Source organism: Streptomyces sp. NPDC093097 (assembly GCF_044754325.1).
In the GTDB taxonomy this organism is placed as follows: Bacteria; Actinomycetota; Actinomycetes; order Streptomycetales; family Streptomycetaceae; genus Streptomyces.
In genome coordinates this window covers 124,618-146,606 of the sequence record NZ_JBIVOW010000017.1, presented here as the reverse complement: position 1 = coordinate 146,606, position 21,989 = coordinate 124,618, and the positions used below count along the sequence as shown (strand labels likewise).

The following is a 21,989-nucleotide window of genomic DNA, read 5'->3' as shown; positions in this document are numbered from 1 at the left end:
CCTGTGCACGGCGGCGCCGCCACGCCGCCGCCCCCGGGTCAGCGCTTCTCCGGCGGGCTGATCCGGGAGGTCGTCAGGGCGGAGGCGGTGGTGCCCCACTTCGCGAGGATGCGGTCGTAGGTCCCGTCCTTCTTCAGCCGGTTGACGGCGGCCTGGAAGGCGGGCGCCAGCAGTGTGCCCTTCTTGAAGGCGAAGCCGACGTCCAGCCGCTTGAACTCGTTGAGGAAACGCAGGCCCGGCTGCTGCCGCACGGCGTAGCGCAGCCCGTTGATGGTGTTCATCACCACGTCGGTGCGGCCCTGTTGGAGCGAGAGCCACAGGGCGCCCGGGTCGGCGTAGGTCCGGACGTCGTACGGGCGCTTCCCGGCGTCGGCGCAGCGGTGCCGGTTCTCGGCCAGTGTCGTCTCGAAGGTGGTGCCGGCGCCGGTGGCCACCGTCAGACCGCACAGTCGGGTCAGCGAGGTGACCTTCTTCAGCGGGCTGTCCTGACGGGTGGCGAAGCCCTGGCCGTCGTTGATGTAGGTGACGAAGTCGAGGGTTCTGCGGCGTTCGTCGGTGACGCCGAAGTTGCCGGTGCCCACGTCGTACTTGCCGCTGTCCAGGGCCGGCAGGATCGCCTCGAAACCGGCGACCTCCCGGGTGAGCTTCAGGCCGAGGACCTTGCCGACCGCGTCCGCGAAGTCGATGTCCTGGCCGGCCAGGGTCGTGCCGTCGGGCAGGTAGGTGGAGCTGGGCGGGGAGCCGACGCCGGCGGCCAGGGCGAGGGTGCCGCGGGCGCGGACGGCGGCGGGCAGCAGCGCGGCGGCGGCCGGGTCCTTCCGTACGGCGGAGACCACGTCCGTGGTGGGCACCGTGCCGCGCCCGGCGGATGGGCCGGTGTCCCCGGCGCCGGTGGCCGCCCGGCCGGATCCGCAGGCGGTGACCGCCAGGGCCGCGGTGACCAGGAGCGCGGCGGTGCGCAGCGCGGTGGTGGGGAGGCGGGTGGTGGGCATGGGCGCGGGGTCTCCAGGGGGTCTCGAACGGCGGCGGGCGGCACGCGGGGGCGGCCCGCCGCCGACGGGCGGAAGGGCGGTGCGGGGAAGGTGAGATGACGGAGAGTCAGAAGACGATGGAGCGGTACGGCGAGGGGAGGGGTGCGCCGGACGGCGGCGCGGTGTGAAGGCGCGCGGCGGGAGGAAGGAGAACCGCGGAAACAGCCCGGCCGTCAGGCGGCGGGCCTCATGGGCAGGGGGTCAGCTCAACAGGACGACGACCACACACGACCGAAGTCGATGTGGTCGCGGGTGACCAGCCGCTGCCATGGATACATGCGACTCAGTGGAACAGGCATCTGTTTCCGCGTCAACAGCGACGTGATCCATCGCTCACCGAACGGGCGCCGCCCGCCGGGCCCTTGACAACCGGCCGTGCCCACCCCATAGCCTCAAGTGCCGGTCGTGCTGAGGGGCGCGACCCGCCGATGCCTGTGTGAAGGCGCCCGACTCCCGTGCTCGAACGACGCGTCCACGGAGCCTTCGCATGCCTTCCGACATCCTCGACGTCCCCGCCGTGCCCGCGGCGCCGCCCGGCGAACCGTCCCGCGCCGCCCCGCGCCTCGTGCCGCGCCGCCGCACCGGGCAGTGGGCGGCCGCCGTCGTCCTGCTCGCCCTGCTGGCGCTCGCCCTCGTCTCCGTCGTCCGCAACCCCGCCTTCCAGTGGGACGTGGTCGCCGACTACTTCCTGACCCCCGCCGTGCTGCGCGGCCTGGGGCTGACGCTCTGGCTGACCGCCGTGGTGATGGTGCTGGGCTTCGCGCTCGGCACCCTGCTCGCGGTGCTGCGACTGTCCGGCAACCCGGTGCTGCGCGGCGTCGGCCGGGGCTATGTCTGGCTGTTCCGGTCGACGCCGATCCTGGTCCAGCTGCTGTTCTGGTTCAACATCGGGGCGCTGTACCCGGTGGTCCTCGGCGTCAAGACCGTCGACCTGCTCTCGCCGGTCGCCGTCGCCGTCCTCGGGCTCACCCTGCACGAGGCCGCGTACGCCGCGGAGGTGGTCCGCGGCGGCATCCTCTCCGTCGACAAGGGGCAGTGGGAGGCCGCGCAGGCGCTGGGCCTGGGCGCCGGGCGGCGGCTGCGCCGGATCGTGCTGCCGCAGGCGATGCGGTCGATCGTGCCGCCGGCCGGGAACATGCTGATCGGCACTCTCAAGGGCACCTCCATCGTCAGCGTCATCGCCGTCAACGACCTGCTCTACGCGGTCCAGTTGACCTACCACCGCACCTACCAGGTCATTCCGCTGCTGCTGGTGGCCACCCTCTGGTACGTGCTGGTCACCTCGGTCCTCAGCGTCGGCCAGCACTACCTGGAGCGGCACTACGCCCGCGGTACGGCCGGTGCCCGGTGAGCCCGGCCGCACCCGGCCCGGACCGGCCGTCCGTGGTGATCGTCGGGGCCGGCCCGCGGGGCACCGGGGTGCTGGAGCGGATCGCCGCCAACGCCCCCGAGCTGTACGGCGACGCGCCCCTCGATCTGCACCTGGTCGATCCGCATCCGCCCGGCGGCGGCCGGATCTGGCGCCAGGAGCAGTCCCCGCTGCTGTGGATGAACTCCCTGGCCGAGGACGTCACCCTGTTCACCGACGAGACCGTGGAGCTGGCCGGGCCGGTGCGGCCGGGGCCCTCGCTCGCCGAGTGGGCCCGTGCGGTGCGGGACGGTGAACTCGCCGCCCCGGAGGGCCTTTGCGACGACGTGGCGGCGCTCGGCCCGCGGGACTTCGCCGGGCGGCGGCTCCAGAGCGCCTACCTCCGCTGGGTCCATCAGGAAGCGGTGGCCGCGCTGCCGCCCCGGGTCACGGTGCACACGCACCGGCGGACCGCGGTGCGCGTCACCGGGCCGCGCGAAGGCCGCCAGCAGGTGTGGCTGGCGGGCCACCCCACCCCGCTCGCGGCCGACCTGGTGGTGCTCGCCCTCGGCCACCTGGAGTCCGAACCGGACGACGCACAGCGGGCGTTGGGGGAGTTCGCCACCCGGCACGGGCTGGTGTACCTGCCGCCGGCGTTCACCGCCGACAGCGCTCTCGACGCGCTGCGGCCCGGCGAACCGGTGCTGGTGCGCGGCTTCGGGCTGGCCTTCGTCGACCTGATGGTGCTGCTGACCGAGGGCCGCGGCGGGACGTACACCACCGGTGCCGACGGGGAGTTGGCCTACCGTCCCTCGGGGCGGGAGCCGGTGCTGCACGTCGGGTCCCGGCGCGGCGTCCCCTACCACTCCAAGATCGGCTACCCGCCGTCCGGCGCCCGTCCGCCGCTGCCGCGCTTCCTGGGGCCCGCCGAGGTCGACGCGCTGCGCGCCCGCCCCGGGGGGTTCGACTTCCGGCGGGACGTACGGCCGTTGATCGACAAGGAGTTGGGGTTCGCCCACTACCACCGGCTGTTCACCGCGCACCCCGAACGCACCCGGATGGCCTGGCCGGACTTCGAGGAGAAGTACGCCGTCGCCGAGCCCGGCGGCGCCGCCCTCCAGGCCCTGGTCGCCGCCGCCGTCCCCGATCCGGCCGACCACCTGGACCCGGACGCGCTGGACCACCCGCTGGACGGCATCCGCCACGCCGACGGCGCGTCCCTCCAGGCCGGGTTGCGCGCCCATATCGAGGCCGACCTGGCGCGCCGCCACGACCCGGCCCACAGCCCCGACCTGGCGGTCTTCTTCGCCCTGCTGTCGGTCTACGGCCAGTTGGTCCGGCTCGGCGACCACGGGCCCTGGTGGCACGGCTTCTTCAGCTTCCTGGCGTCCGGGCCGCCCGGCCCCCGGCTGCGGCAGCTGCTGGCGCTCTCCCGGGCCGGGGTGGTGCGCTTCCTGGGTGCCGGCCTCACCGTCACCGCCGACCAGGAGCGCGGGGTGTTCCGCGCCGGGTCCGCCAGCGTGCCGGGGGTATGGACCGAGGCCCGGGCCCTGGTGGAGGCGCGGCTGCCGGCGCCGTCCGTGGCCCGCACCCGGGACCGGCTGCTGCGCGCCCTGTACGCCGACGGCGCCCGCGCCACGGCCGGCGGTCTGCTCGCCGTCGATCCCGCCGACGGCCGGATCCTGGACCGGGCCGGCCGCCCGCACCCGCGCCGCTTCGCCCTCGGCCCGCACACCGACGCCCGCGGCAGCGGCGCCTTCACCCGCCCCCGTACCAACGCGCCCGCCTTCCGGCAGAACGACGCGACCGCGCAGGCCCTGCTCACCTTCCTGCGCGAGCGCACCGCCCCACCGGTCCCGGCCCCCGCCCCGCACGGCGAGGACGTGCCATGCCGCTGAGCGCCGGGCCCGCCGTCGTCCACGACCCGTCCGCCGGGACCACCGCGGCCGGGGAGCCGGCCGGGCAGCCGCGACCGCCGCGGCACGCCGGGCCGTCCGGGCGGGGCACCCCGCCCCGCACCACCGTCTCGAACGCCACCACACCGAGGGGACCGCGCGATGAACGCCATGGTCGAAGTCCGTTCCGTCCACAAGAGCTTCGGCGCCGTCGAGGTGCTGCGCGGTATCGACCTGGAGGTCGCGGCCGGTGAGGTGGCGGTGGTGCTCGGCCCGTCCGGGTCGGGCAAGTCCACGCTGCTGCGCACCATCAACCACCTGGAGAAGGCCGACGGCGGCTGGATCAGCGTGGACGGGGCGCTGATCGGCTACCGGCGCGGTGCGGGCCCCGCAGCCCGGGCGGACCGGCTCTACGAACTGCCCGAGCGGGAGATCCGCAGACAGCGCACCGGTATCGGCTTCGTCTTCCAGAACTTCCACCTCTTCCCGCATCTGACGGTGCTGGAGAACCTCGTCGAGGCGCCGATCGCGGTGCAGCGCCGCCCGCGCAAGGAGGCCGAGGCCACCGCCCGCCGGCTGCTGGCCCGGGTCGGGCTGGCGGAGAAGGCCGACGCCTACCCCGGGCAGCTCTCCGGCGGCCAGCAGCAGCGGGTCGCCATCGCCCGGGCGCTCGCCCTGTCGCCCGGGCTGCTGCTCTTCGACGAGCCGACCTCGGCCCTCGACCCCGAGCTGGTCGGCGAAGTCCTGGACGTCATCCGGGACTTGGCGCACCAGGGCACCACCATGATCATCGTCACCCATGAGATCGGCTTCGCCCGCGAGGTCGCCGACACCGTGGTCTTCATGGACGGCGGGCGGATCGTCGAGCAGGGACCGCCCGCCCAGGTGCTCGACCACCCGCGCCATGCGCGCACCCGGGCCTTCCTCGCCAAGGTCCTGTGACCGCGACCGCCCCGTCCCCCAACTGCCCGGGAAGCCGTCAATCCGGCTTCCCGGGCGGTGCGTTGGGGAACCCGGTCGGGATCCGGATCGTGGACGCCCTCTTGCGCCGCGGGGGTCCCGCACCCGAAACTCCCGGGCAAGCGCTTGTCAGGGGCACGCAAAAAATGGGGCGCGGGGGTTTCCCCTGCGCGCACCCGTGTGCTCCTCGGCTGCGCCTCACGGGCCGCCCACCGGCGGCCCCCGATCCCCCTCGGAGGAATCAGTGAGGAACGCGCGCACAACCCCCCGCAGCGGTGTGGCGAGACGCACCCGGCTGATCGCCGTGGCGTCCGGACTGGTGGCCCTCGGTGCGGTCGCCGTCCCGGCCACCGCCGGCGCCCAGACCCCTGCTCCCGCCAAGACGTTCAGTGCCGCCCAGCTCACCGCCGCGGGTGACGCGGTCCGCTCCGCGGACGTCGCCGGCACCGCCTGGCGCGTCGACCCGGCGACCCACACCCTGGTCGTCACCGCCGACAGCACCGTCTCCAAGACCGAGGTCGCCAAGATCCAGCAGGCCGCCGGCAGCAACGCCGGCGCGGTCCGGATCGAGCGCACCGCGGGCACGATCCGCAAGCTGATCTCCGGCGGCGACGCCATCTACGCGCCCAGCTGGCGCTGCTCGCTCGGCTTCAACGTCCGCAAGGGCAGCACCTATTACTTCCTGACGGCCGGTCACTGCACCGACGGCAAACCGCCGTGGTACACCAGCTCCTCCGGCGCCACCAGCATCGGCCCGACCGTCGGCTCCAGCTTCCCCGGCCACGACTACGGCCTCGTGCAGTACAACAACACCTCGCTGGCGCACCCCGGAGCGGTCGGCGGCCAGACGATCACCAGCGCCGGCACCCCCACGGTCGGCCAGTCGGTCACCCGCCGCGGTTCCACCACCGGCGTCCACAGCGGCAAGGTCACCGGCCTGAACGCCACGGTGAACTACGGCAACGGCGAGATCGTCTCCGGCCTCATCCAGACCACGGTCTGCGCCGAGCCCGGCGACAGCGGCGGCTCCCTGTACTCGGGCAGCACGGCGCTCGGCCTGACCTCGGGCGGCAGCGGCGACTGCACCAGCGGCGGCACCACCTTCTTCCAGCCCGTCACCGCGGCGCTCAGCGCCTACGGCGTGACGCTCGCCTGACCGGCTGAGAAGTCCGCAGCAGGGCCCCCGCCGGCCGGCAGGCGGGGGCCCGTCGCGCGCGTCGACCGCCTCCGGGGCCGGGCCTACCATGGAAGACAAAAGGGCCTTAAGCGACGTAACGGCGCAGTTCAGGGGGCCGTGATGCTCGGAGAACTGGTGGCGGCCGGAGTGGGTCTGGCCTCCGCGGGGACGGTCTATCTGATGGCCGCCGCCCGGGTGGTCAAGCAGTACGAACGCGGTGTGGTGCTCCGGCTGGGGCGGCTGACCGCCCCGGTGCGCGGGCCGGGCTTCACCATGATCATCCCGGGTGTGGACCGGATGCGTAAGGTCAACATGCAGATCGTCACGATGCCGGTGCCGGCGCAGGAGGGCATCACCCGCGACAACGTCACGGTCCGGGTCGACGCGGTGGTCTACTTCAAGGTCGTCGACGCCGCCGACGCGGTGGTCCGGGTCGAGGACTACCGGTTCGCGGTCTCGCAGATGGCGCAGACCTCGCTGCGCTCGATCATCGGCAAGAGCGAACTGGACGACCTGCTGTCCAACCGCGAGAAGCTCAACCAGGGCCTGGAGCTGATGATGGACAGCCCGGCCATCGGCTGGGGCGTGAGCGTGGACCGGGTCGAGATCAAGGACGTCTCGCTGCCGGAGACGATGAAGCGCTCGATGGCCCGCCAGGCGGAGGCCACCCGCGACCGCCGGGCCCGCGTGATCAACGCCGATGCCGAACTCCAGGCGTCGAAGAAGCTGGCCGAGGCCGCCGCGGCCATGTCCGACCAGCCCGCCGCGCTCCAACTGCGGCTGCTCCAGACCGTGGTGGCGGTCGCCTCCGAGAAGAACTCCACCCTCGTCCTGCCCTTCCCCGTGGAGCTGCTGCGGTTCCTGGAGCGCTCCGGGCTCCAGGCCCAGGCGCAGACCGAGCAGGTGGAGGCGGAGGCCCAACGGGCCCGCGCGCAGCGGCCGACCGCCCCGGAGCGGATGGTTCCGCCGGACGCCGCCCAGGAGCGGATGGTCTCCGCGGACGCCGCCCCGCCCCCGCCGCCGGTCGAGAGCGGCCCCGTCGAGGACGCCCTGCCGGCGCTCGAAGACCTCCCGGAGGCCGAAAACCTCCGCAGCGGTCCGTCGTGACGCGGTCCGTCGTGACGCGGTCCGCCGCGGCGGTGCGGACGGCGCCCAGGGGGAGGGCGCACCGGCGGTGTGACCCGGGCGTCCCGCTCCGCCGGCCGCTTCGGCGCTCCCTGTCCTTCGCGGGGCGGCGCTGAGAGAATGCGCGCGTGGGGGTTTCAGGGGAATCGACCGCGCAGTGGTTATGGGACCGTCAGAGCGTCTGGTCGCAGGCGGCCGACCACGCCAAGCGTGCGATCGGGCGGGCCCGGACGGCGGGTCTGGTGCTGGGGGTGCTGGGCGCGTGTGCCGGCACCGCGGCCGCGCAGGTCATGGCGTGGAACGACGGGGTGGGGAAGGCGCTGGCGTTCCTGGCGGCCGTCGCGGTGGGGCTCGCGCCGCTGGCCGCCAGGGCGGCGGGCCCCCGACAGGTCCGCGACTGGACCCGGTTGCGCTCGCTCAGCGAGGAGCTCAAGAGCGAGGTCTACACCTATCTCGCCCGCGTCGCCCCCTATCGGGAAGCGGACGCCTCCGAGGTGCTGCTGGACCGCGCCGAGCGGGTCCTTGAGGACGCCTCCGACCTGGTCGGCCACACCATCGCGCACACCCCTCGGCGGCGTGACCTGCCCTCCGTCACCGACCTCGGCTCCTATGTGGACGTACGGGTCGCCGGCCAGATCGAGGGCTACTACCGGCCCCGGGCCGCGCACATGGGTCGGCGGACCGGCCAGGTCCGCCGGGCGGAGCTGGCCCTGGCCGGCGCCGCCGCGGTGCTGGGCGCGGTGTCCGTCGTCTTCGGCGCGGAGTGGGCCACCGCATGGGTCGCCATGGTCACCACCGTGGCCGCGGCGGTCACCGCGCATGCGGCGGCCGCCCGGTACGCCTACCAGGAGCTGGAGTTCTCCCGTACGGCCGCGGAGCTGGAGCGGCTGACGGTGCACCGCGGCCGGGCGGCCGGCCCCGCCGCCGACGACGCCTTCGTCGGCCGGTGCGAACGCGTCATCTCCGCGCAGAACGAAGGCTGGATGGCGAAGTGGCTCAGCGAGTAGGGCCGGTCGCCGAACTCCCGCCTGCCGCCCGCCGCCGTCGCGCGCTTTGAAGCCCGAAGTCGCCCGCGCGGGCGGCCCGGTGAGACCGGGGCGAGCGCGGAAGGGGCCGGTCGGGCGGGGCGTTTTCCGGTCAGGTGCAGTCCTCACACTTCGCGCGCCGCCGACCGCTCCGTATGCCCTCTGAGGTCCGCACTCGGGACCGGGGCGGGCGAAGAGCGGCGTGAACACAGTGTGGAGAAAGCGTGAACTCCCGCAACCGAGACCGGAACCCGGTCTTGTGCACGGGAGAAACGGGTGGGAATACTCGGGCCTGTTGGCATGGACGCGACTCCCCGAGGCGCCGCCACGGGGTGGAGTTGTCTGTGCTCGGTACCTCACACCTCACTCTCGGGCCCGCACGACTCCCCACAGTCCCGGGTCCAACCCCCCACGGGAGGCCCTGAGTTGAAGCACCGTCGCATATCCCGCCGTCGCACGATGCTGGCCGGCGCCGGCGCACTCGCGCTCGCCGCCACCGCGACCGTCACTCTCGCCAACGCGCACGCCGCCCCGGCCCCCAAGGCGGCCAAGCTCTCCCCGGCCGCCGCGACCGCGCTGGCGTCCCAGCTCAAGTCCGGCACCGCCGGCGCGTACTACGACGCGCAGGCCAAGAAGCTGGTGGTCAACGTGGTGGACCAGGCGTCCGCCGCGACCGTCCAGGCCAAGGGCGCCGAGGCGAGAATAGTCAAGCACTCGATGGCCCAACTCGACGCGACCCGGCAGACGTTGAAGGCCAAGGCGACCATCCCCGGCACCGCCTGGGCGATGGACCCCAGGGCCAACAAGGTCGTGGTGACCGCCGACCGCACGGTCACCGGCGCCAAGCTGGACCGGCTCACCAAGGTCGCCGAGGGCCTCGGTGACACCGTCGAAATCCGCCACAGCAAGAGCGAGTTCAAGCCGCTGATAGCGGGCGGCGACGCGATCTGGGGCAGCAGCGCCCGCTGTTCGCTCGGCTTCAACGTGGTCAAGGACGGCCAGCCGTACTTCCTGACCGCCGGCCACTGCGGCAACGCCGTCAAGAGCTGGTCCGACCAGCAGGGCGGCCAGGAGATCGCGACCACCGACCAGTCCACGTTCCCGGGCAACGACTACTCCATCGTCAAGTACACCGGCAACGCCGACCATCCCAGCGAGGTCGACCTCTACAACGGCAGCACCCAGAAGATCACCAAGGCGGCGGACGCCACCGTCGGCGAGAAGGTGCAGCGTTCCGGCAGCACCACCCAGGTGCACGACGGCACCGTCAAGGCGCTGAACGCCAGCGTCAACTACCAGGAGGGCACGGTCGACGGGCTGATCCAGACCGACGTCTGCGCCGAGCCCGGTGACAGCGGCGGCGCCCTCTTCGACGGCGAGAGCGCCATCGGCCTCACCTCCGGCGGCAGCGGCGACTGCAGCAACGGCGGCGAGACCTTCTTCCAGCCGGTTCCGGCCGCCCTCCAGGCGTACGGCGCACAGATCGGCTGAACCAGGCCGACCGGCCCCGGGCCGACGGCATGAACCGGCCCCCGGACGCTCTCCTCGTCCGGGGGCCGGTGCCGTCGCCGTCCTGACGGCTTACGTCAGGAACGGCTCGGGGCCGGTCAGAACTCGAACACCGAGCCCTTGCCGTCCGTCATCGCGCAGGTGTTGGCGAAGGTGTACGTGTACGAGACCCGGCGGCCCTGCCAGACCCCGTCCGCGGTGACCACGACCGGCGCCCACTCCTTGGTGCACAGCCGCTCGCTCGTCGCCGCGCCCTTGGTCACCGCGCCGAAGTCGCCGGCCACCGAGCGCAGTTGGTCGCAGGCGGCTCTCGGGGCCGGGTGGCTGCCGGACGCCTTCGGCATACAGGTCAGCGTCACCGCGCGCTCCACCGTGGCGGTCGCCCGGGTCTCGCCCCGGCCGACCGTCAACACCAGCTCCGAGGGGGCGTAGAGCCCCCCGCTCCGGGCGGGCTGGGCCGATGCGGCGACGGCCTGCGCGGTGGTGGACAGGCTGCCCAGAACCAGCGCCGCGCCGAGCGCGACCGCCCCAGTGATGTACCGCATGACGAACACTCCCTTGCTTGTAGGTGCAGATGCCGGACGGGAGTCTGGACCAACTGCACCTCAAACGCACGCGACCCGATCACTTTCGGTCGATAGGTGAAAGCTGAGGGTAATGGCGCGAAAGCGTTCGGAAGTGGGGGAGCGGGGTGCCCGTACGCGGTGCACGGCCAGCGCGGATGAGTTCCCTCCGGTAGGGATCGGCCCGCCCTCGGGAGGGGTGGATCCGGCCGCCGACCGTCCGTTCGGCCGGGAGTTGATCTCCGGCGATTGTCCGAACGGCAGGGCCCATCGATCCGCCGGCGGGCGCCGCGCGCCGTTCCGTGCCGCCCCTCGGGTCGCCCTCTCCGGCCGGCCCTAGCCGCCGGCCGCGGGGCCCTCGCCCTCGCCCGGACTCCCTTCGCCGCCACGGCGGTTGCTCCCGCCGTCGGCGCCCTCGCCGCCGGGCCGGGCGTCCAGTCCGGGCAGCCCGGCGGTGAGCGTCCGCATACCGCGGGCCGCCAGCTCCGCGGGGCCGTGCGGGCCGTCCGCCCGCGCGTCGCCCGCGGCCCACTCCTCGACCGCGACCCGCATCGCGGTGTTCGCCGCCGCCGCGGCCCACCGCACCTCCAGCCGCCCGGCGCCGGTGAGTTGCGCCAGTACGGGGCGCAGTGCCTCCTCGGAGTCGTGGTGGACGCGGTGCCAGACCGCGCGCAGCGCCGGGTCGCCGGGCATCGCCCGCAGCAGCCCGCGGGTCCAGCGCAGCGCCTCCGCGGCCCGCTCGTCGGCGGGGGACAGTGCCCGGCGGGCGGCCTGCTCCAGCGCCGCGCGGGCGGGCGGTGCGTCCGGTCCGGCGGCGGCCGTCGCCAGGTCCTCGATCCACTGCCGGACGCCGACCGCGAGCAGCGGGGCCACCGCGTCCTCCTTGGTGCGGAAGTACCGGTAGAAGGTGCGCAGCGCGACGCCCGAGGCGCGGGCGATCTCGTCGGCGGTGACCCCGGGGCCGCGCTCGGCGAACAGGGCCGCCGCGGTGCGGGCGATCTCCAGCTGGGTCGCGGCCTTCCGGCGCTCGGTGAGGGAGGGGCGGGGTGCGGTGGGCATGCCGCCAGCTTACGGAGCGCGGTGACAAGTCGGCATGACGTGCGAAGGTGGCACATTGTGCCAAGTCGGCGTACGGTGCGGCAGCAGTGGACCGCGCCCTCAGGGGCGCCTCATGAACGGAGCAGCACCATGAACCGCTTTGACGGACGCCGCGTACTGATCACCGGAGCCGGCTCGGGCATCGGACAGGCCGCCGTCCACCGGATCCTCGCCGAGGGCGGCCGGGTCGTCGCGGTGGACGTCGCCGAGGCCGGCCTGGCGGCCACCGCCGAGCGGGCCGCCGCGGACGGCGCCGCCGACCGCCTGGAGACCGCGCTGCTGGACATCTCCGACGAGGCCGCGGTGCGGTCCGGCGTGGCCGCCGCCGTGGAGCACCTCGGCGGGCTGGACGTCCTGGTCAACGCGGCCGGCATCCTGCGCTCCGCGCACACCCACGAGACCACGCTGGAGTTCTTCAACCAGATCATCTCGGTCAACCTCACCGGCACCTTCCTGATGATCCGCGAGGCGCTGCCCGCGCTGCTCCGGGGCCGGGCTCCGGTGATCGTCAACTTCAGCTCCACCTCCGCCTCGTTCGCGCACCCGTACATGGCGGCGTACGCGGCGAGCAAGGGCGGCATCCAGTCCATGACCCACGCCATCGCCGGCGAGTACGGCAAGCAGGGGCTGCGCGCGGTGTGCGTGGCGCCGGGCTCCATCGCCAGCGGCATGACCACCGGCCGCGGCCCGGGGTTGCCGGAGGACGCCGACATGAGCCTGTTCGCGAAGCTCCTCCCGGCCATCGGCCAGGGGTTCGCCGGCCCGGAGACGGTCGCCGGTGTGATCGCGATGCTCGCCTCGGAGGACGGTGCCTTCATCACCGGCACGGAGATCCGGATAGACGGCGGTACGCACATGTGACGGTCCCGGCGGTGGCCGGAAGGCGACGCCCGGCGGGGGAGCGTCCGCGGGGCGGGGCGCGAGAATGGGCGGCGCCCCGTGCGTGCCGCGTCGGGAGGGGCGTGGCAGGCACGGGGCGCCGTCGTGTGTCCTAGGCGGGCAGCCGTTTTCCGCCGTCGGCCGTCAGTCCGCCGCTCCGCTCGTCGGCCGTGCGGTGCAGCGCCGCCAGGATGAGGGTGATCAGTACACCGCCCACCGCCCAGGCGGAGAGCACCAGCAGCGGTCCGGTCAGCGCCTGGCCGTGGAAGTACGTGATCGAGCGGGCCGCCCAGGTGCCGGCGCCCGGCGGCAGCGCGGGCCCGATCGCCCGCCAGAACGGCGGCAGCAGCGGATACGGATAGGCGCCGCCCGCGCTCGGGTTGCCGAACACCACGATCACCAGGATCGCCAGGCCGATGCCGATGATGCCCAACAGCCCCTGGAAGGCCAGGGTGGTGGCGCCCACCGCGAAGACGATCAGCGCGCCCAGTCCCCACAGCCCGAAGAGGCTGCCGGGCAGCGCATCGAGGACCGGGCCGACCACGATCGCCCCGGCCAGTCCGGCGGCGATCGCGTACAGCGCCAGCGCGGCGAGCCGGATGACCGCCCGGTGGAGGTTGGCCGGGCGCGCCCCGGCGCTGATCGCCAGGATCGCGGCGCACAGGTAGCCGCCGACGCACCACCCCACCACCAGGTAGAAGGACGACAGGCTGCGGCTGTCGCCGGCGCCGGCCGGGGCCACGTCCTCGACGTGGACGGTCCGCTGCTGCTGTTTCTCGACCGCCGTCACGACCGCCTCGACCGCCTGGGAGAGCGCGGCGCCGCCGCCGCTGGCGACCAGCAACCGGTCGGTGGTGCCGCGCGGTTGGACGATCAGCGCGGCGTCGATCTCGCGGTGCTCGACCTGGCGCCGCGCGGCCGCCTCGGAGGCCGCCGGGCGCGGGTCCAGCGGCGTGCCCGGGAGGTGGTCGAGCTTCTTCAGCAGCTCCCCGCGGACCTGGGCGGGGGCGACCACGGCGAGCGCCATCCGGTCCGGCTTCGGGCGGTGGAAGGCGCCGGTGTACGACGTGATGAACGCGACCATCAGGCCCAGCACCCCGACCACCAGGAGCGCCGCCCGGGCCGTCACCGCGCTCTTCACCTCCTCGGTGAAGGTGAGGCGGGTGCCGTCGTCGGGCGTGGCCATGCGCCGCTCCGTTCTGGGGTTCGGTTCGCAGCTGTTCCACGGGTTTTATATCCCCTTTGGTTGATATCTCCTGATTGGTGGCCTCCAGGGCGCGTGTTCGTACGAATGTTCGAGAGAGGCGTTATGGTGGAGGAAGTGAAACAAGCGACGCGAAGACGGCCGGGGGGCTTATGAGGTGCAGGAGGTGCGGATGCCAGGGTTCACGCATCTGCACACCGCTTCGGGCTTCTCGTTGCGCTACGGCGCCTCCCACCCGGAGCGGCTGGTCGAGCGCGCCGCCGAACGCGGACTCGGCGCCCTCGCGCTGACCGACCGGGACGGCCTCTCCGGCGCCGTCCGCTTCGCCAAGGCCGCCGCCGAGGCCGGCATCCGCCCGCTGTTCGGCGCCGAACTGGCCGTGGCAGAACGGGAGTCGGCGCCCCGGCCCGCCGCCCGCCCCCGTACCCCGGTGCGCGGCGGCGCCTTCGTCGACGAGTCCGCCGCCCGCGTCGTCTTCCTGGCCCGGGACGGCGCGGCCGGCTGGGCCGCCCTGTGCCGACTGGTCTCCGCCGCCCACGCGGACCGCGCCGAGCGGCCCGTACTGCCCCGCGCCGCCCTGGAAACCGACACCGGCGGGCTGACCGTCCTGCTCGGCCCGGACTCCGACGTCGGCCGGGCGCTGACCGCCGGCCGCCCGGACCGCGCCGCCGGACTCCTCGCCCCCTGGCGCGAACGGTACGGCGACGCGCTGCGCCTGGAGGCCGTCGACCACGGGCGCCCCGGCAGCGGCCCCGGCTCCCTGCGGCTGGCCGCCCGCACCCTCGGCTTCGCCGTCGACCAGGGTGTCCGCGCCGTGCTGACCAACGCGGTCCGCTACGCCGACCCCGGCCAGGGCCCGGTCGCCGACGTCCTGGACGCCGCCCGCCGCCTGGTGCCGGTGGACCGGCGCCGCCCCGAGACCTGGGACAGCGGCGAACGCTGGCTCAAGGACGCCGCCGCGATGGGCCGCGCCGCCGAGCGGATCGCCGAGGCGGCCGGCTTCCGGCGCGACCTCGCCCACCGGCTGCTGGCCATGACCGAGGAGACCGCCGGCGCGTGCCTGGTGGACCCCCGGGGCGACATCGGGCTGGGCCGCATCCACTTCCCCGAGTCCCACCTGGTCGGCGCGGAACACCGCACCGCCGCCCGGGTGCTGCGCTCCCGCTGCGCCGCCGCGATGGTGCTGCGCGGCTACGACCGCGACCGCGCGTACTGGACGCGGCTGCACGACGAACTGCGCACCATCGAGCGGCTCGGCTACCCCTCGTACTTCCTGACGGTCGCCCAGGTCGTGGACGACGTACGGGAGCGGGGCATCCGGGTCGCCGCCCGGGGCTCCGGCGCCGGGTCCCTGGTCAACCACCTGCTGGGCATCGCGCACGCCGACCCGGTCGCGCACGGGCTGCTGATGGAGCGCTTCCTGTCCGCGCGGCGGGCCGCGCTGCCGGACATCGACATCGACGTGGAGTCGGCCCGCCGGCTGGAGGTCTACCACGCGATCTTCGACCGCTTCGGCGCCGAGCGGGTGGCGACCGTCTCGATGCCGGAGACCTACCGGGTCCGGCACGCGGTGCGCGACGTGGGCGCCGCCCTGGGCATGGACCCGGCCCGGGTGGACGGCCTGGCCAAGGCGTTCCCGCACATCCGGGCCCGGGACGCCCGCGCCGCACTGGCCGAACTGCCCGAGCTGCGCGGGGTGCGGGAGAGCGCCGACGAACGGCTGTGGCAGCTGGTCGAGGCGCTGGACGCACTCCCCCGCGGCATCGCCATGCACCCGTGCGGCGTGCTGCTCTCCGACGCCACCCTGCTGGACCGCACCCCCGTCGTGCCCACCGCCGGCGACGGCTTCCCCATGTCCCAGTTCGACAAGGAGGACGTGGAGGACCTGGGGCTGCTCAAACTCGACGTGCTGGGCGTGCGGATGCAGTCCGCGATGGCGCACGCGGTCGCCGAGCTCGGCCGGGCCACCGGGACCCGCCTCGACCTGGACGACCCGGCGCAGGTGCCGCCCGGCGACCCGGCCACCTACGACCTGATCCGCGGGGCCGAGACCCTGGGCTGCTTCCAGATCGAGTCGCCCGGCCAGCGCGACCTGGTCGGCCGGCTCCAGCCCGCCACCTTCCACGATCTCGTCGTCGACATCTCCCTCTTCCGGCCGGGGCCGGTCGCCGCCGACATGGTGCGGCCCTTCATCGAGGCCCGGCACGGCCGCCGGGCGCCCCGCTACCCGCACCCCGACCTGGCGGAGACGCTGCGCGAGACCTACGGCGTGGTGGTCTTCCACGAGCAGATCATCGAGATCCTGCGGATCATGACCGGATGCCGGCGGGACGAGGCGGACGAGCGGCGCCGCGCCCTGTCGGACCCGGAGGCCCGGGACCGGGTGCACGCCTGGTTCACCGAGCGGGCCGGACGGCGCGGCTACGCCCCCGAGGTCGTCGCGCACACCTGGGAGATCGTCGAGGCGTTCGGCGCGTACGGCTTCTGCAAGGCGCACGCCGTCGCGTTCGCCGTGCCCACCTACCAGTCCGCCTGGCTCAAGGCGCACCACCCGGCGGCCTTCTACGCCGGGCTGCTCACCCACGACCCCGGGATGTACCCCAAGCGGCTGCTGCTCGCGGACGCCCGGCGGCGCGGGGTGCCGGTGCTGCCGCTGGACGTGAACCGGTCCGCGGTCGCCCACCGGATCGAACTGGTGTCCGGTCGAGAGGGTGCGCCGGACACCTGGGGGCTGCGGCTGGCCCTCTCCGACGTGTACGGAATGAGCCAGGCCGAGGCCCGGCGGATCGCGGACGGCCGGCCCTACCGCTCGCTCCAGGACCTCTGGCAGCGGGCCCGGCCCGGCCGCCCGGTGGCCGAACGCCTCGCCCGGGTCGGCGCGTTGGACGCCTTCGGCGCCAACCGGCGGGACCTGCTGCTGCACGTCGCCGAACTGCACCACCACGGCCGGACCGCCCCCGGCGGGCAGCTGACGCTGCTCACCGGCGAGGAGGCGGGGCAGGCCGAACCGGTCGAGCCGGCCGGCCTGCCCGACCTCACCGACGTGGAGCGGCTCAGCGCCGAGCTCGGCATCCTCGGCATGGACGCCTCCCGCCATCTGATGGCCGACCACCGGGAGTTCCTCATCGAGCTGGGCGCGGTGCCGGCCCGGCGGCTGCGCACCGCCCGGCACGGCGAGACGGTGCTGGTCGCCGGCGCCAAGGCGGCCACCCAGACCCCGCCGATCCGCTCCGGCCGCCGGGTCGTCTTCACCACCCTCGACGACAGCACCGGCCTGGTCGACTGCGCCTTCTTCGACACTCCCCCGGGCCCTGGGGGCCCGGGAGGTGCCCCCAGTCCCCTTGCCGAGTGCGCACACACCGTCTTCCACTCGTGGCTGCTGCTGGTGCGCGGCACGGTCCAGCGGCGCGGCCCGCGCAGCCTCAGCGTGGTCGGCAGCGCCGCCTGGAACCTCGCCGAACTGGCCGAACTCCGCCGCACCGGCGGCCTGGAGGCGGTCACCGCGCGCCTCGCCGCCGCACCGGAACCGGACCGCGCCCCGCCCGCGGGCACCCCGGCGGACGGGACCGCCCCCGAGCCCGCCCCTGCCGGCCCCGGCCGCACCATCCGCCTGGAGACCGGCTACACGCTGCACCCGTGGGCGGACCTCCAGCCGCCCGGTGAACGGGCCGCCACCGGCCGTAAGTTGTGGCACGCCAGCCCCGGGAGCGCCGGATGAACCCGCCCCGTGCACGCACCGGCTCCACCGGAGCGGCCGGGGCCGCGCCCCCCGGCGTGCCCCCCGCCGCCCGCGGCGGCTCCGCCGGCCCACCCGGCACCCTCTACCTCCGCTTTCGGACCGCCGCCGGCGAACCCGTCGACGCCGAGCAGTACGAGCAACTGCTCATCTTGCTCGGCCAGTTCACCCCGGTCATCCAGGCGCTGCCGCCGGACGCCGCGCTCGCCGACGTCCGCGGCGCCCTGCGCTACTTCGACCGGGACGCGGCGGGCGTCGCCGCACTGATCCGGCTGCGCGCGCTGGCCTGGCACGGCGTGCGGTGCACCATCGGTGTCGGCGGCAACCCCCAGCTCGCCCGGCTGGCCGCCCAGGACGCCCCGCCCGGCGGGATCCGCTCCGTGCCCGCCGAACCCCGGGCCGTCGCCGCCTTCCTCGACCGCCGCCCGGCCTCCGCGCTGTACGGCATCGGACCCGCGGCCGCCCGCGCCCTGTCCGCCTACGGGCTCGACAGCGTCGGCAAGATCGCCGCCGCACCGCCCGCCACCCTCCAGCGGATCCTGGGCGCCAGGGCCGGCCGGGCGGTCTCCGATCGGGCCCGCGGTATCGACCCCACCCCCGTCACCCCCAACGCGGCCGCCCGCTCGATCGCCGCCGAACACCGCTTCGGCCACGACGAGTTGGACCCGGACCGGCGCCGCCGGGCACTGCTCTCGCTCGCCGACGAACTCGGCGCCCGGCTGCGGGGGAGCGGGCAGGCGGCCCGCGCGCTCACCCTCACCGTCCGCTACGCCGACCGCTCCACCACCACCCGCACCCGGCGGCTGGACGCGCCGACCGCGCACGGCCCCGCGCTGACCGCTGCGGCCTACGCACTGCACACCGCGCTCGGCCTCCAGCGGGCCCGGGTGCGCACGCTGGCGCTGCGGGCCGAGGACCTGTGCCGCGCCGAACACGCCGCGCGGCAGCTGACCTTCGACCCCGCCGACGACCGGGCCCACCGCATCGAGGCGGCCGTCGACCGCGCCCGGGCCCGCTTCGGCACCACCGCGGTACGCCCCGCGGCCGCCCTCGGCCCGCGGCCGAAGCCGGACCGGCCTTAGGGCGGGAGCGCGGCGACACGCTCTAGGACGTGTAGAGCCGCTCCGCGTACCGCGGGCCGTAGTGCTCCTCCAGCGCCTCCAGTGGCATGTCCTGGGCCTCAAGCCCCTTGACGATCCGGGCTCTTGAGGGCAGCGCCTCCGGCTGCCAGGTCTCCGGCTTCCACAGCTCCGAGCGGAGGAACGCCTTCGCGCAGTGGTAGAAGACCTCCTCCACCTCGACCAGCAGCGCCAGCCGCGGGCGGTGGCCCTTCACGACCAGCGCGTCGAAGAACGGCGCGTCGCGCAGCAGCCGGGCCCGGCCGTTGATCCGCAGGGTGTCGCTCCGGCCGGGCAGGACGTAGAGCAGTCCGACACGCGGATTGGCCAGGACGTTCCGGAAGCCGTCCACGCGCTTGTTGCCGGGGCGGTCCGGGATGACCAGGGTGGTGTCGTCCAGGACGTGCGTAAAACCGGCCGGGTCGCCCTTGGGTGAGACATCGCAGCGGCCGGCCGCGTCCGAGGTGGCGAGCAGGCAGAACGGCGAGTGCGCCAGCCACTGGCGGTCCAGCGCGTGCAGCCGGTCGCGGGTCTTGTGCGCGGCATGGCTGCTGGGCTCGCCGAGCAGCGCCCGCAGCTCCGCCTCCGAACCGATCTCCTCGATGCCCGCCAGGGCCGCCGGCTCCACCGGAGCCGCATGCTCCCGATCGGCGGCCGCCCGGGCGGCTCTGCTCGCGCTCGCGTCCATCGGTCTCTCCCCTCGTCGCCCGTCCGGCCGCCCGGATTTCCCTCGGTGTTCCCCTCGGATCTCCCGTCGGCGCTGGTACGTCGTCGACTCTACGCGAGGCCCCTGACAGCCGGCCGGGCCGCGGACCGCGGCCGCCCGCCGGCCCCGATTCCCCTGCACGCAACCGGTGTTGCGTACCCGGACGCGCGGTGTGGGTCGGGTGCGGTTTCCTTCACCGTCGCCCCGCTGGTACGCCCTGCTTACTGAGCCGTAACTTGCTGGAAGTCTCCACGTTGGCCCTTGCGATCCGGATCGCAGGTGAACGGCTCACGCGCATGTCGGAGTCCCCTCACCCCGCAAGGAGCACCGTATGAAACCACGTCGGTCGAGACTGCGCGCCGTCCTCCCGGTCGTCGCCCTCGCCATGGCGCTCACCACGGTGGCCATGGCACCCCCTGCCGCCGCCCACCCGTCGCCCGCCACCACCCCGGCCGGAGACGCTTCGCGTGGCACCCGTCAGAGCACGACCAGCGGCTGGAACGACTTCTCCTGCAAGCCCTCCGCCGCCCATCCGCGCCCCGTCGTCCTCGTCCACGGCACCCTCGGCAACGCCGTCGACAACTGGCTCGGCCTGGCGCCCTACTTGGTGGCCCGCGGCTACTGCGTCTTCTCCCTGGACTACGGCCAGCTGCCCGGCGTCCCGGTCTTCCACGGACTCGGCCCGGTGGACGCCTCGGCGCGGCAACTGGCCGCATACGTCGACCGGGTGCGGGCCGCGACCGGCGCGGACAAGGTGGACCTCGTCGGGCACTCGCAGGGCGGCATGATGCCGCGGGTCTACCTGAAGTTCCACGGCGGTGCGGACAAGGTGCACACGCTGGTCGGGCTGGCCCCCGACAACCACGGCACCACCCTCAGCGGCCTGACCAGGCTGCTGGACCTCTACCCCGGCGCCCGGAAGTACCTCGACAAGCTCACCCCGGGGCTGACCGACCAGGCCGTCGGGTCCGACATCCTGACCCGGCTCAACGCCGGCGGGGACACCGTCCCCGGCATCCACTACACCGTCATCGCCACCACGTACGACGAGGTCGTCACGCCCTACACCTCGGGCTTCCTCGACGGCCCCGACGTCCGCAACGTCCTGCTCCAGGACCTGTGCCCGGTCGACCTCTCCGAGCACGTGGCCATCGGGACCGTCGACCGGATCGCCTTCCACGAGACGGCCAACGCGCTCGACCCGGCGCACGCCACCCCGACCACCTGCGCGTCGGCGGTGAGCTGAGCGGCGTCCCGGCCCGCGGTCGGTGCGCGGGCCGGGGCCGGGGCCGGGTCGCCCGCGGCGGTTCAGCGGGCGGCCCGGCCGAACCGGCGCAGCGTCAGAAAGCCGTAGGGCGCGCCCGCCGGCCCCACCGGGATCAGCAGCTCGCGGGCGACGTCATCGAACCGCTGCCGCCCGAGCGGTCCTGACGGACCGGCGGGCGGCAGCGGCCGGGCGCGGGTGACGGGAGTGGGGCACCCGCGCCCCAGGGCCTGGCCTGCGGACGGACGCGGGAGTTGGGTCAGGCCCTAGGGCGTGTCGTCAAGCCGGCGTCTGCTGAACACCGCCAGTTTGACGACCCGCCTAGTGCCGCGGCGGGGCGAACGTTGCCCGTTGCGGCACTAGTTCTGGTGCCGGGCGGACCGGCGGCGGGCGGTGGTGAACAGGACGCCGGAGCCGAGGGCGAGCACCGCGGCGCCCCCGATGGCCAGCGCGGCGGTGGTGCCGTCGCCACCGGTCTTCGCCAGGTGGCTGCCGTCGGCGGGCGCCGCCGCGCCGTCCGGGCGCATCCCGCCCGCGTCGGAACCGGCTGCCGGCGCCGACCGCTCCTGGCCGTCGGGGGCGGTGTGGCCGTGGTGGTCCATGTCCATCGAGGACTTGGCGGCGTCCGTCGCGATCTGGCCGTCGGTCGGCGCGGAGGCGGTCGGCGCGGGCGCCGGCGCGTTCCCGGCGCCGTCCTTGCCGAAGACCACGTCGGAGCAGGTGTAGAAGGCCTCCGGGCTGTCCGAGCGCTGCCAGATGCTGTAGACGAGGTGGCGGCCGGAGCGGGCGGGCACCGTGCCGTCGAAGACGTAACTGCCGTCCTCCAGCGTCGGGTCGGTGGCCTTCGCGAACGGCTCGGCCTCCAGGTCGGACCACTTCAGCGGCTTCGTCGGGTCGTAGCCGTCCTTGGTGAGGTACAGCGCGAAGGTGCCCTTGTGCGGGGCGGTCGCCCGGTAGCGGAAGGTGTGCTTGCCGGCCTTCATCGCGGTGGCCGGCCAGTCGGCGCGGGGCAGGTCCAGCCCCTTGTACTCGTCGTTGCCGGCGCTGCACAGCTTGCCGTCCGGGATCCGCTCCTTCGACCTGCCGTCGGCGTCGCCGTCCCGGACGGCGTTCCAGTCGTAGAGGGCCTGGGTGCCGCCGAGCTGTACGGCGGCCTTGCAGGCCGCGGACTTGGGGTTCTCCGGGCCCTCGGCGAAGCAGGCCGCGACCCTGCTGACCGGGTCCGACATCGACCCGTGTGCGGCGGCCGGGGTCGCGTTGAGCGCGGTGAGCGCCATGGGGGCGATGCCGAGCAGCGCGATCCCGATGGCCGTGCGGCGAGCGTTCATCGTGGGGCCTCCTACGTCGGGGC

17 protein-coding genes are annotated in these 21,989 nt (G+C 74.5%); 11 read left to right on the top strand and 6 right to left on the bottom strand.

Annotated features, from left to right (window positions below; all coding sequences use genetic code 11):
• Positions 1-38 precede the first annotated feature (38 nt).
• Positions 39-992 carry an ABC transporter substrate-binding protein gene (locus ACIQE0_RS26565; protein WP_402336747.1) on the bottom strand — a complete coding sequence of 318 codons (954 nt, stop codon included), beginning with the start codon at positions 990-992 and terminating at the stop codon, positions 39-41.
• A gap of 526 nt (positions 993-1,518) precedes the next feature.
• Here ACIQE0_RS26565 and ACIQE0_RS26560 point away from each other — a divergent pair.
• The 7 genes from ACIQE0_RS26560 to ACIQE0_RS26530 all read left to right on the top strand — a co-directional run bounded on the left by ACIQE0_RS26560 (position 1,519) and on the right by ACIQE0_RS26530 (position 10,052).
• Positions 1,519-2,382: an amino acid ABC transporter permease gene (locus ACIQE0_RS26560; protein WP_402336744.1), complete on the top strand. Its 864-nt coding sequence runs from the start codon at positions 1,519-1,521 to the stop codon at positions 2,380-2,382.
• On the top strand, positions 2,379-4,277 hold the full coding sequence (locus ACIQE0_RS26555; protein ID WP_402336742.1) for an FAD/NAD(P)-binding protein: 1,899 nt from the start codon (positions 2,379-2,381) through the stop codon (positions 4,275-4,277). Before ACIQE0_RS26560 ends, ACIQE0_RS26555 begins: the two co-directional genes overlap by 4 nt.
• Before the next feature lie 159 nt (positions 4,278-4,436).
• Positions 4,437-5,216: an amino acid ABC transporter ATP-binding protein gene (locus ACIQE0_RS26550; RefSeq protein WP_402336740.1), complete on the top strand. Its 780-nt coding sequence runs from the start codon at positions 4,437-4,439 to the stop codon at positions 5,214-5,216.
• Between the two features lie 262 nt (positions 5,217-5,478).
• Complete coding sequence (locus ACIQE0_RS26545) at positions 5,479-6,390, top strand: S1 family peptidase (RefSeq protein ID WP_402336737.1); 912 nt, start codon at positions 5,479-5,481, stop codon at positions 6,388-6,390.
• Between the two features lie 141 nt (positions 6,391-6,531).
• Entirely contained in the window at positions 6,532-7,518 is a 987-nt protein-coding gene (locus ACIQE0_RS26540) for a slipin family protein (RefSeq protein WP_402336734.1), read from the top strand.
• 146 nt (positions 7,519-7,664) lie between these two features.
• A complete protein-coding gene (locus ACIQE0_RS26535; RefSeq protein ID WP_402336731.1) occupies positions 7,665-8,543 on the top strand; it encodes a DUF4231 domain-containing protein in 879 nt (292 codons plus the stop codon).
• Between the two features lie 477 nt (positions 8,544-9,020).
• The gene (locus tag ACIQE0_RS26530; RefSeq protein WP_402336855.1) at positions 9,021-10,052 is read left to right on the top strand and encodes a S1 family peptidase; all 1,032 of its coding nucleotides are present in this window, start codon (positions 9,021-9,023) and stop codon (positions 10,050-10,052) included.
• Positions 10,053-10,168: 116 nt separating this feature from the next.
• On the opposite strand, the gene ACIQE0_RS26525 is transcribed toward ACIQE0_RS26530, so the two are convergent.
• The gene (locus tag ACIQE0_RS26525) at positions 10,169-10,615 is read right to left on the bottom strand and encodes a subtilase-type protease inhibitor (RefSeq protein WP_366330822.1); all 447 of its coding nucleotides are present in this window, start codon (positions 10,613-10,615) and stop codon (positions 10,169-10,171) included.
• A 354-nt stretch (positions 10,616-10,969) separates the two neighbouring features.
• Positions 10,970-11,692, bottom strand: a complete 723-nt coding sequence (locus ACIQE0_RS26520) for a TetR/AcrR family transcriptional regulator (RefSeq protein ID WP_402336728.1) — start codon at positions 11,690-11,692, stop codon at positions 10,970-10,972.
• Between the two features lie 129 nt (positions 11,693-11,821).
• On the opposite strand from ACIQE0_RS26520, the gene ACIQE0_RS26515 reads away from it, so the two are divergent.
• Complete coding sequence (locus ACIQE0_RS26515) at positions 11,822-12,592, top strand: SDR family oxidoreductase (protein WP_366330824.1); 771 nt, start codon at positions 11,822-11,824, stop codon at positions 12,590-12,592.
• A 130-nt stretch (positions 12,593-12,722) separates the two neighbouring features.
• Here the strand turns inward: ACIQE0_RS26515 and ACIQE0_RS26510 are convergent, their stop codons facing one another.
• Positions 12,723-13,796 carry a DUF3533 domain-containing protein gene (locus ACIQE0_RS26510; RefSeq protein ID WP_402336724.1) on the bottom strand — a complete coding sequence of 358 codons (1,074 nt, stop codon included), beginning with the start codon at positions 13,794-13,796 and terminating at the stop codon, positions 12,723-12,725.
• 190 nt (positions 13,797-13,986) lie between these two features.
• Between ACIQE0_RS26510 and ACIQE0_RS26505 the strand changes: the two genes are divergently transcribed.
• Together ACIQE0_RS26505 and ACIQE0_RS26500 are read left to right on the top strand one after the other, a co-directional pair.
• A complete protein-coding gene (locus tag ACIQE0_RS26505; RefSeq protein ID WP_402336721.1) occupies positions 13,987-17,532 on the top strand; it encodes a DNA polymerase III subunit alpha in 3,546 nt (1,181 codons plus the stop codon).
• The gene (locus ACIQE0_RS26500; RefSeq protein WP_402336719.1) at positions 17,529-18,632 is read left to right on the top strand and encodes a hypothetical protein; all 1,104 of its coding nucleotides are present in this window, start codon (positions 17,529-17,531) and stop codon (positions 18,630-18,632) included. Before ACIQE0_RS26505 ends, ACIQE0_RS26500 begins: the two co-directional genes overlap by 4 nt.
• 22 nt (positions 18,633-18,654) lie before the next feature.
• Here the strand turns inward: ACIQE0_RS26500 and ACIQE0_RS26495 are convergent, their stop codons facing one another.
• Entirely contained in the window at positions 18,655-19,356 is a 702-nt protein-coding gene (locus tag ACIQE0_RS26495; protein WP_366330828.1) for a pyridoxamine 5'-phosphate oxidase family protein, read from the bottom strand.
• Positions 19,357-19,705: 349 nt separating this feature from the next.
• Here ACIQE0_RS26495 and ACIQE0_RS26490 point away from each other — a divergent pair, with 349 nt between their 5' ends.
• A complete protein-coding gene (locus ACIQE0_RS26490) occupies positions 19,706-20,620 on the top strand; it encodes an alpha/beta fold hydrolase (RefSeq protein ID WP_366330829.1) in 915 nt (304 codons plus the stop codon).
• Positions 20,621-20,997: 377 nt separating this feature from the next.
• On the opposite strand, the gene ACIQE0_RS26485 is transcribed toward ACIQE0_RS26490, so the two are convergent.
• A complete protein-coding gene (locus ACIQE0_RS26485) occupies positions 20,998-21,966 on the bottom strand; it encodes a lytic polysaccharide monooxygenase (RefSeq protein WP_402336715.1) in 969 nt (322 codons plus the stop codon).
• Positions 21,967-21,989: the final 23 nt, after the last annotated feature.

Coding starts and splice junctions, on each gene's coding strand:
- ACIQE0_RS26565 (WP_402336747.1), bottom strand. CDS start 992: ATGCCCACCACCCGCCTCCCCACCACCGCGCTGCGCACCGCCGCGCTC.
- ACIQE0_RS26560 (WP_402336744.1), top strand. CDS start 1,519: ATGCCTTCCGACATCCTCGACGTCCCCGCCGTGCCCGCGGCGCCGCCC.
- ACIQE0_RS26550 (WP_402336740.1), top strand. CDS start 4,437: ATGAACGCCATGGTCGAAGTCCGTTCCGTCCACAAGAGCTTCGGCGCC.
- ACIQE0_RS26540 (WP_402336734.1), top strand. CDS start 6,532: ATGCTCGGAGAACTGGTGGCGGCCGGAGTGGGTCTGGCCTCCGCGGGG.
- ACIQE0_RS26530 (WP_402336855.1), top strand. CDS start 9,021: ATGCTGGCCGGCGCCGGCGCACTCGCGCTCGCCGCCACCGCGACCGTC.
- ACIQE0_RS26525 (WP_366330822.1), bottom strand. CDS start 10,615: ATGCGGTACATCACTGGGGCGGTCGCGCTCGGCGCGGCGCTGGTTCTG.
- ACIQE0_RS26520 (WP_402336728.1), bottom strand. CDS start 11,692: ATGCCCACCGCACCCCGCCCCTCCCTCACCGAGCGCCGGAAGGCCGCG.
- ACIQE0_RS26515 (WP_366330824.1), top strand. CDS start 11,822: ATGAACCGCTTTGACGGACGCCGCGTACTGATCACCGGAGCCGGCTCG.
- ACIQE0_RS26510 (WP_402336724.1), bottom strand. CDS start 13,796: ATGGCCACGCCCGACGACGGCACCCGCCTCACCTTCACCGAGGAGGTG.
- ACIQE0_RS26505 (WP_402336721.1), top strand. CDS start 13,987: ATGCCAGGGTTCACGCATCTGCACACCGCTTCGGGCTTCTCGTTGCGC.
- ACIQE0_RS26500 (WP_402336719.1), top strand. CDS start 17,529: ATGAACCCGCCCCGTGCACGCACCGGCTCCACCGGAGCGGCCGGGGCC.
- ACIQE0_RS26495 (WP_366330828.1), bottom strand. CDS start 19,356: ATGGACGCGAGCGCGAGCAGAGCCGCCCGGGCGGCCGCCGATCGGGAG.
- ACIQE0_RS26490 (WP_366330829.1), top strand. CDS start 19,706: ATGAAACCACGTCGGTCGAGACTGCGCGCCGTCCTCCCGGTCGTCGCC.
- ACIQE0_RS26485 (WP_402336715.1), bottom strand. CDS start 21,966: ATGAACGCTCGCCGCACGGCCATCGGGATCGCGCTGCTCGGCATCGCC.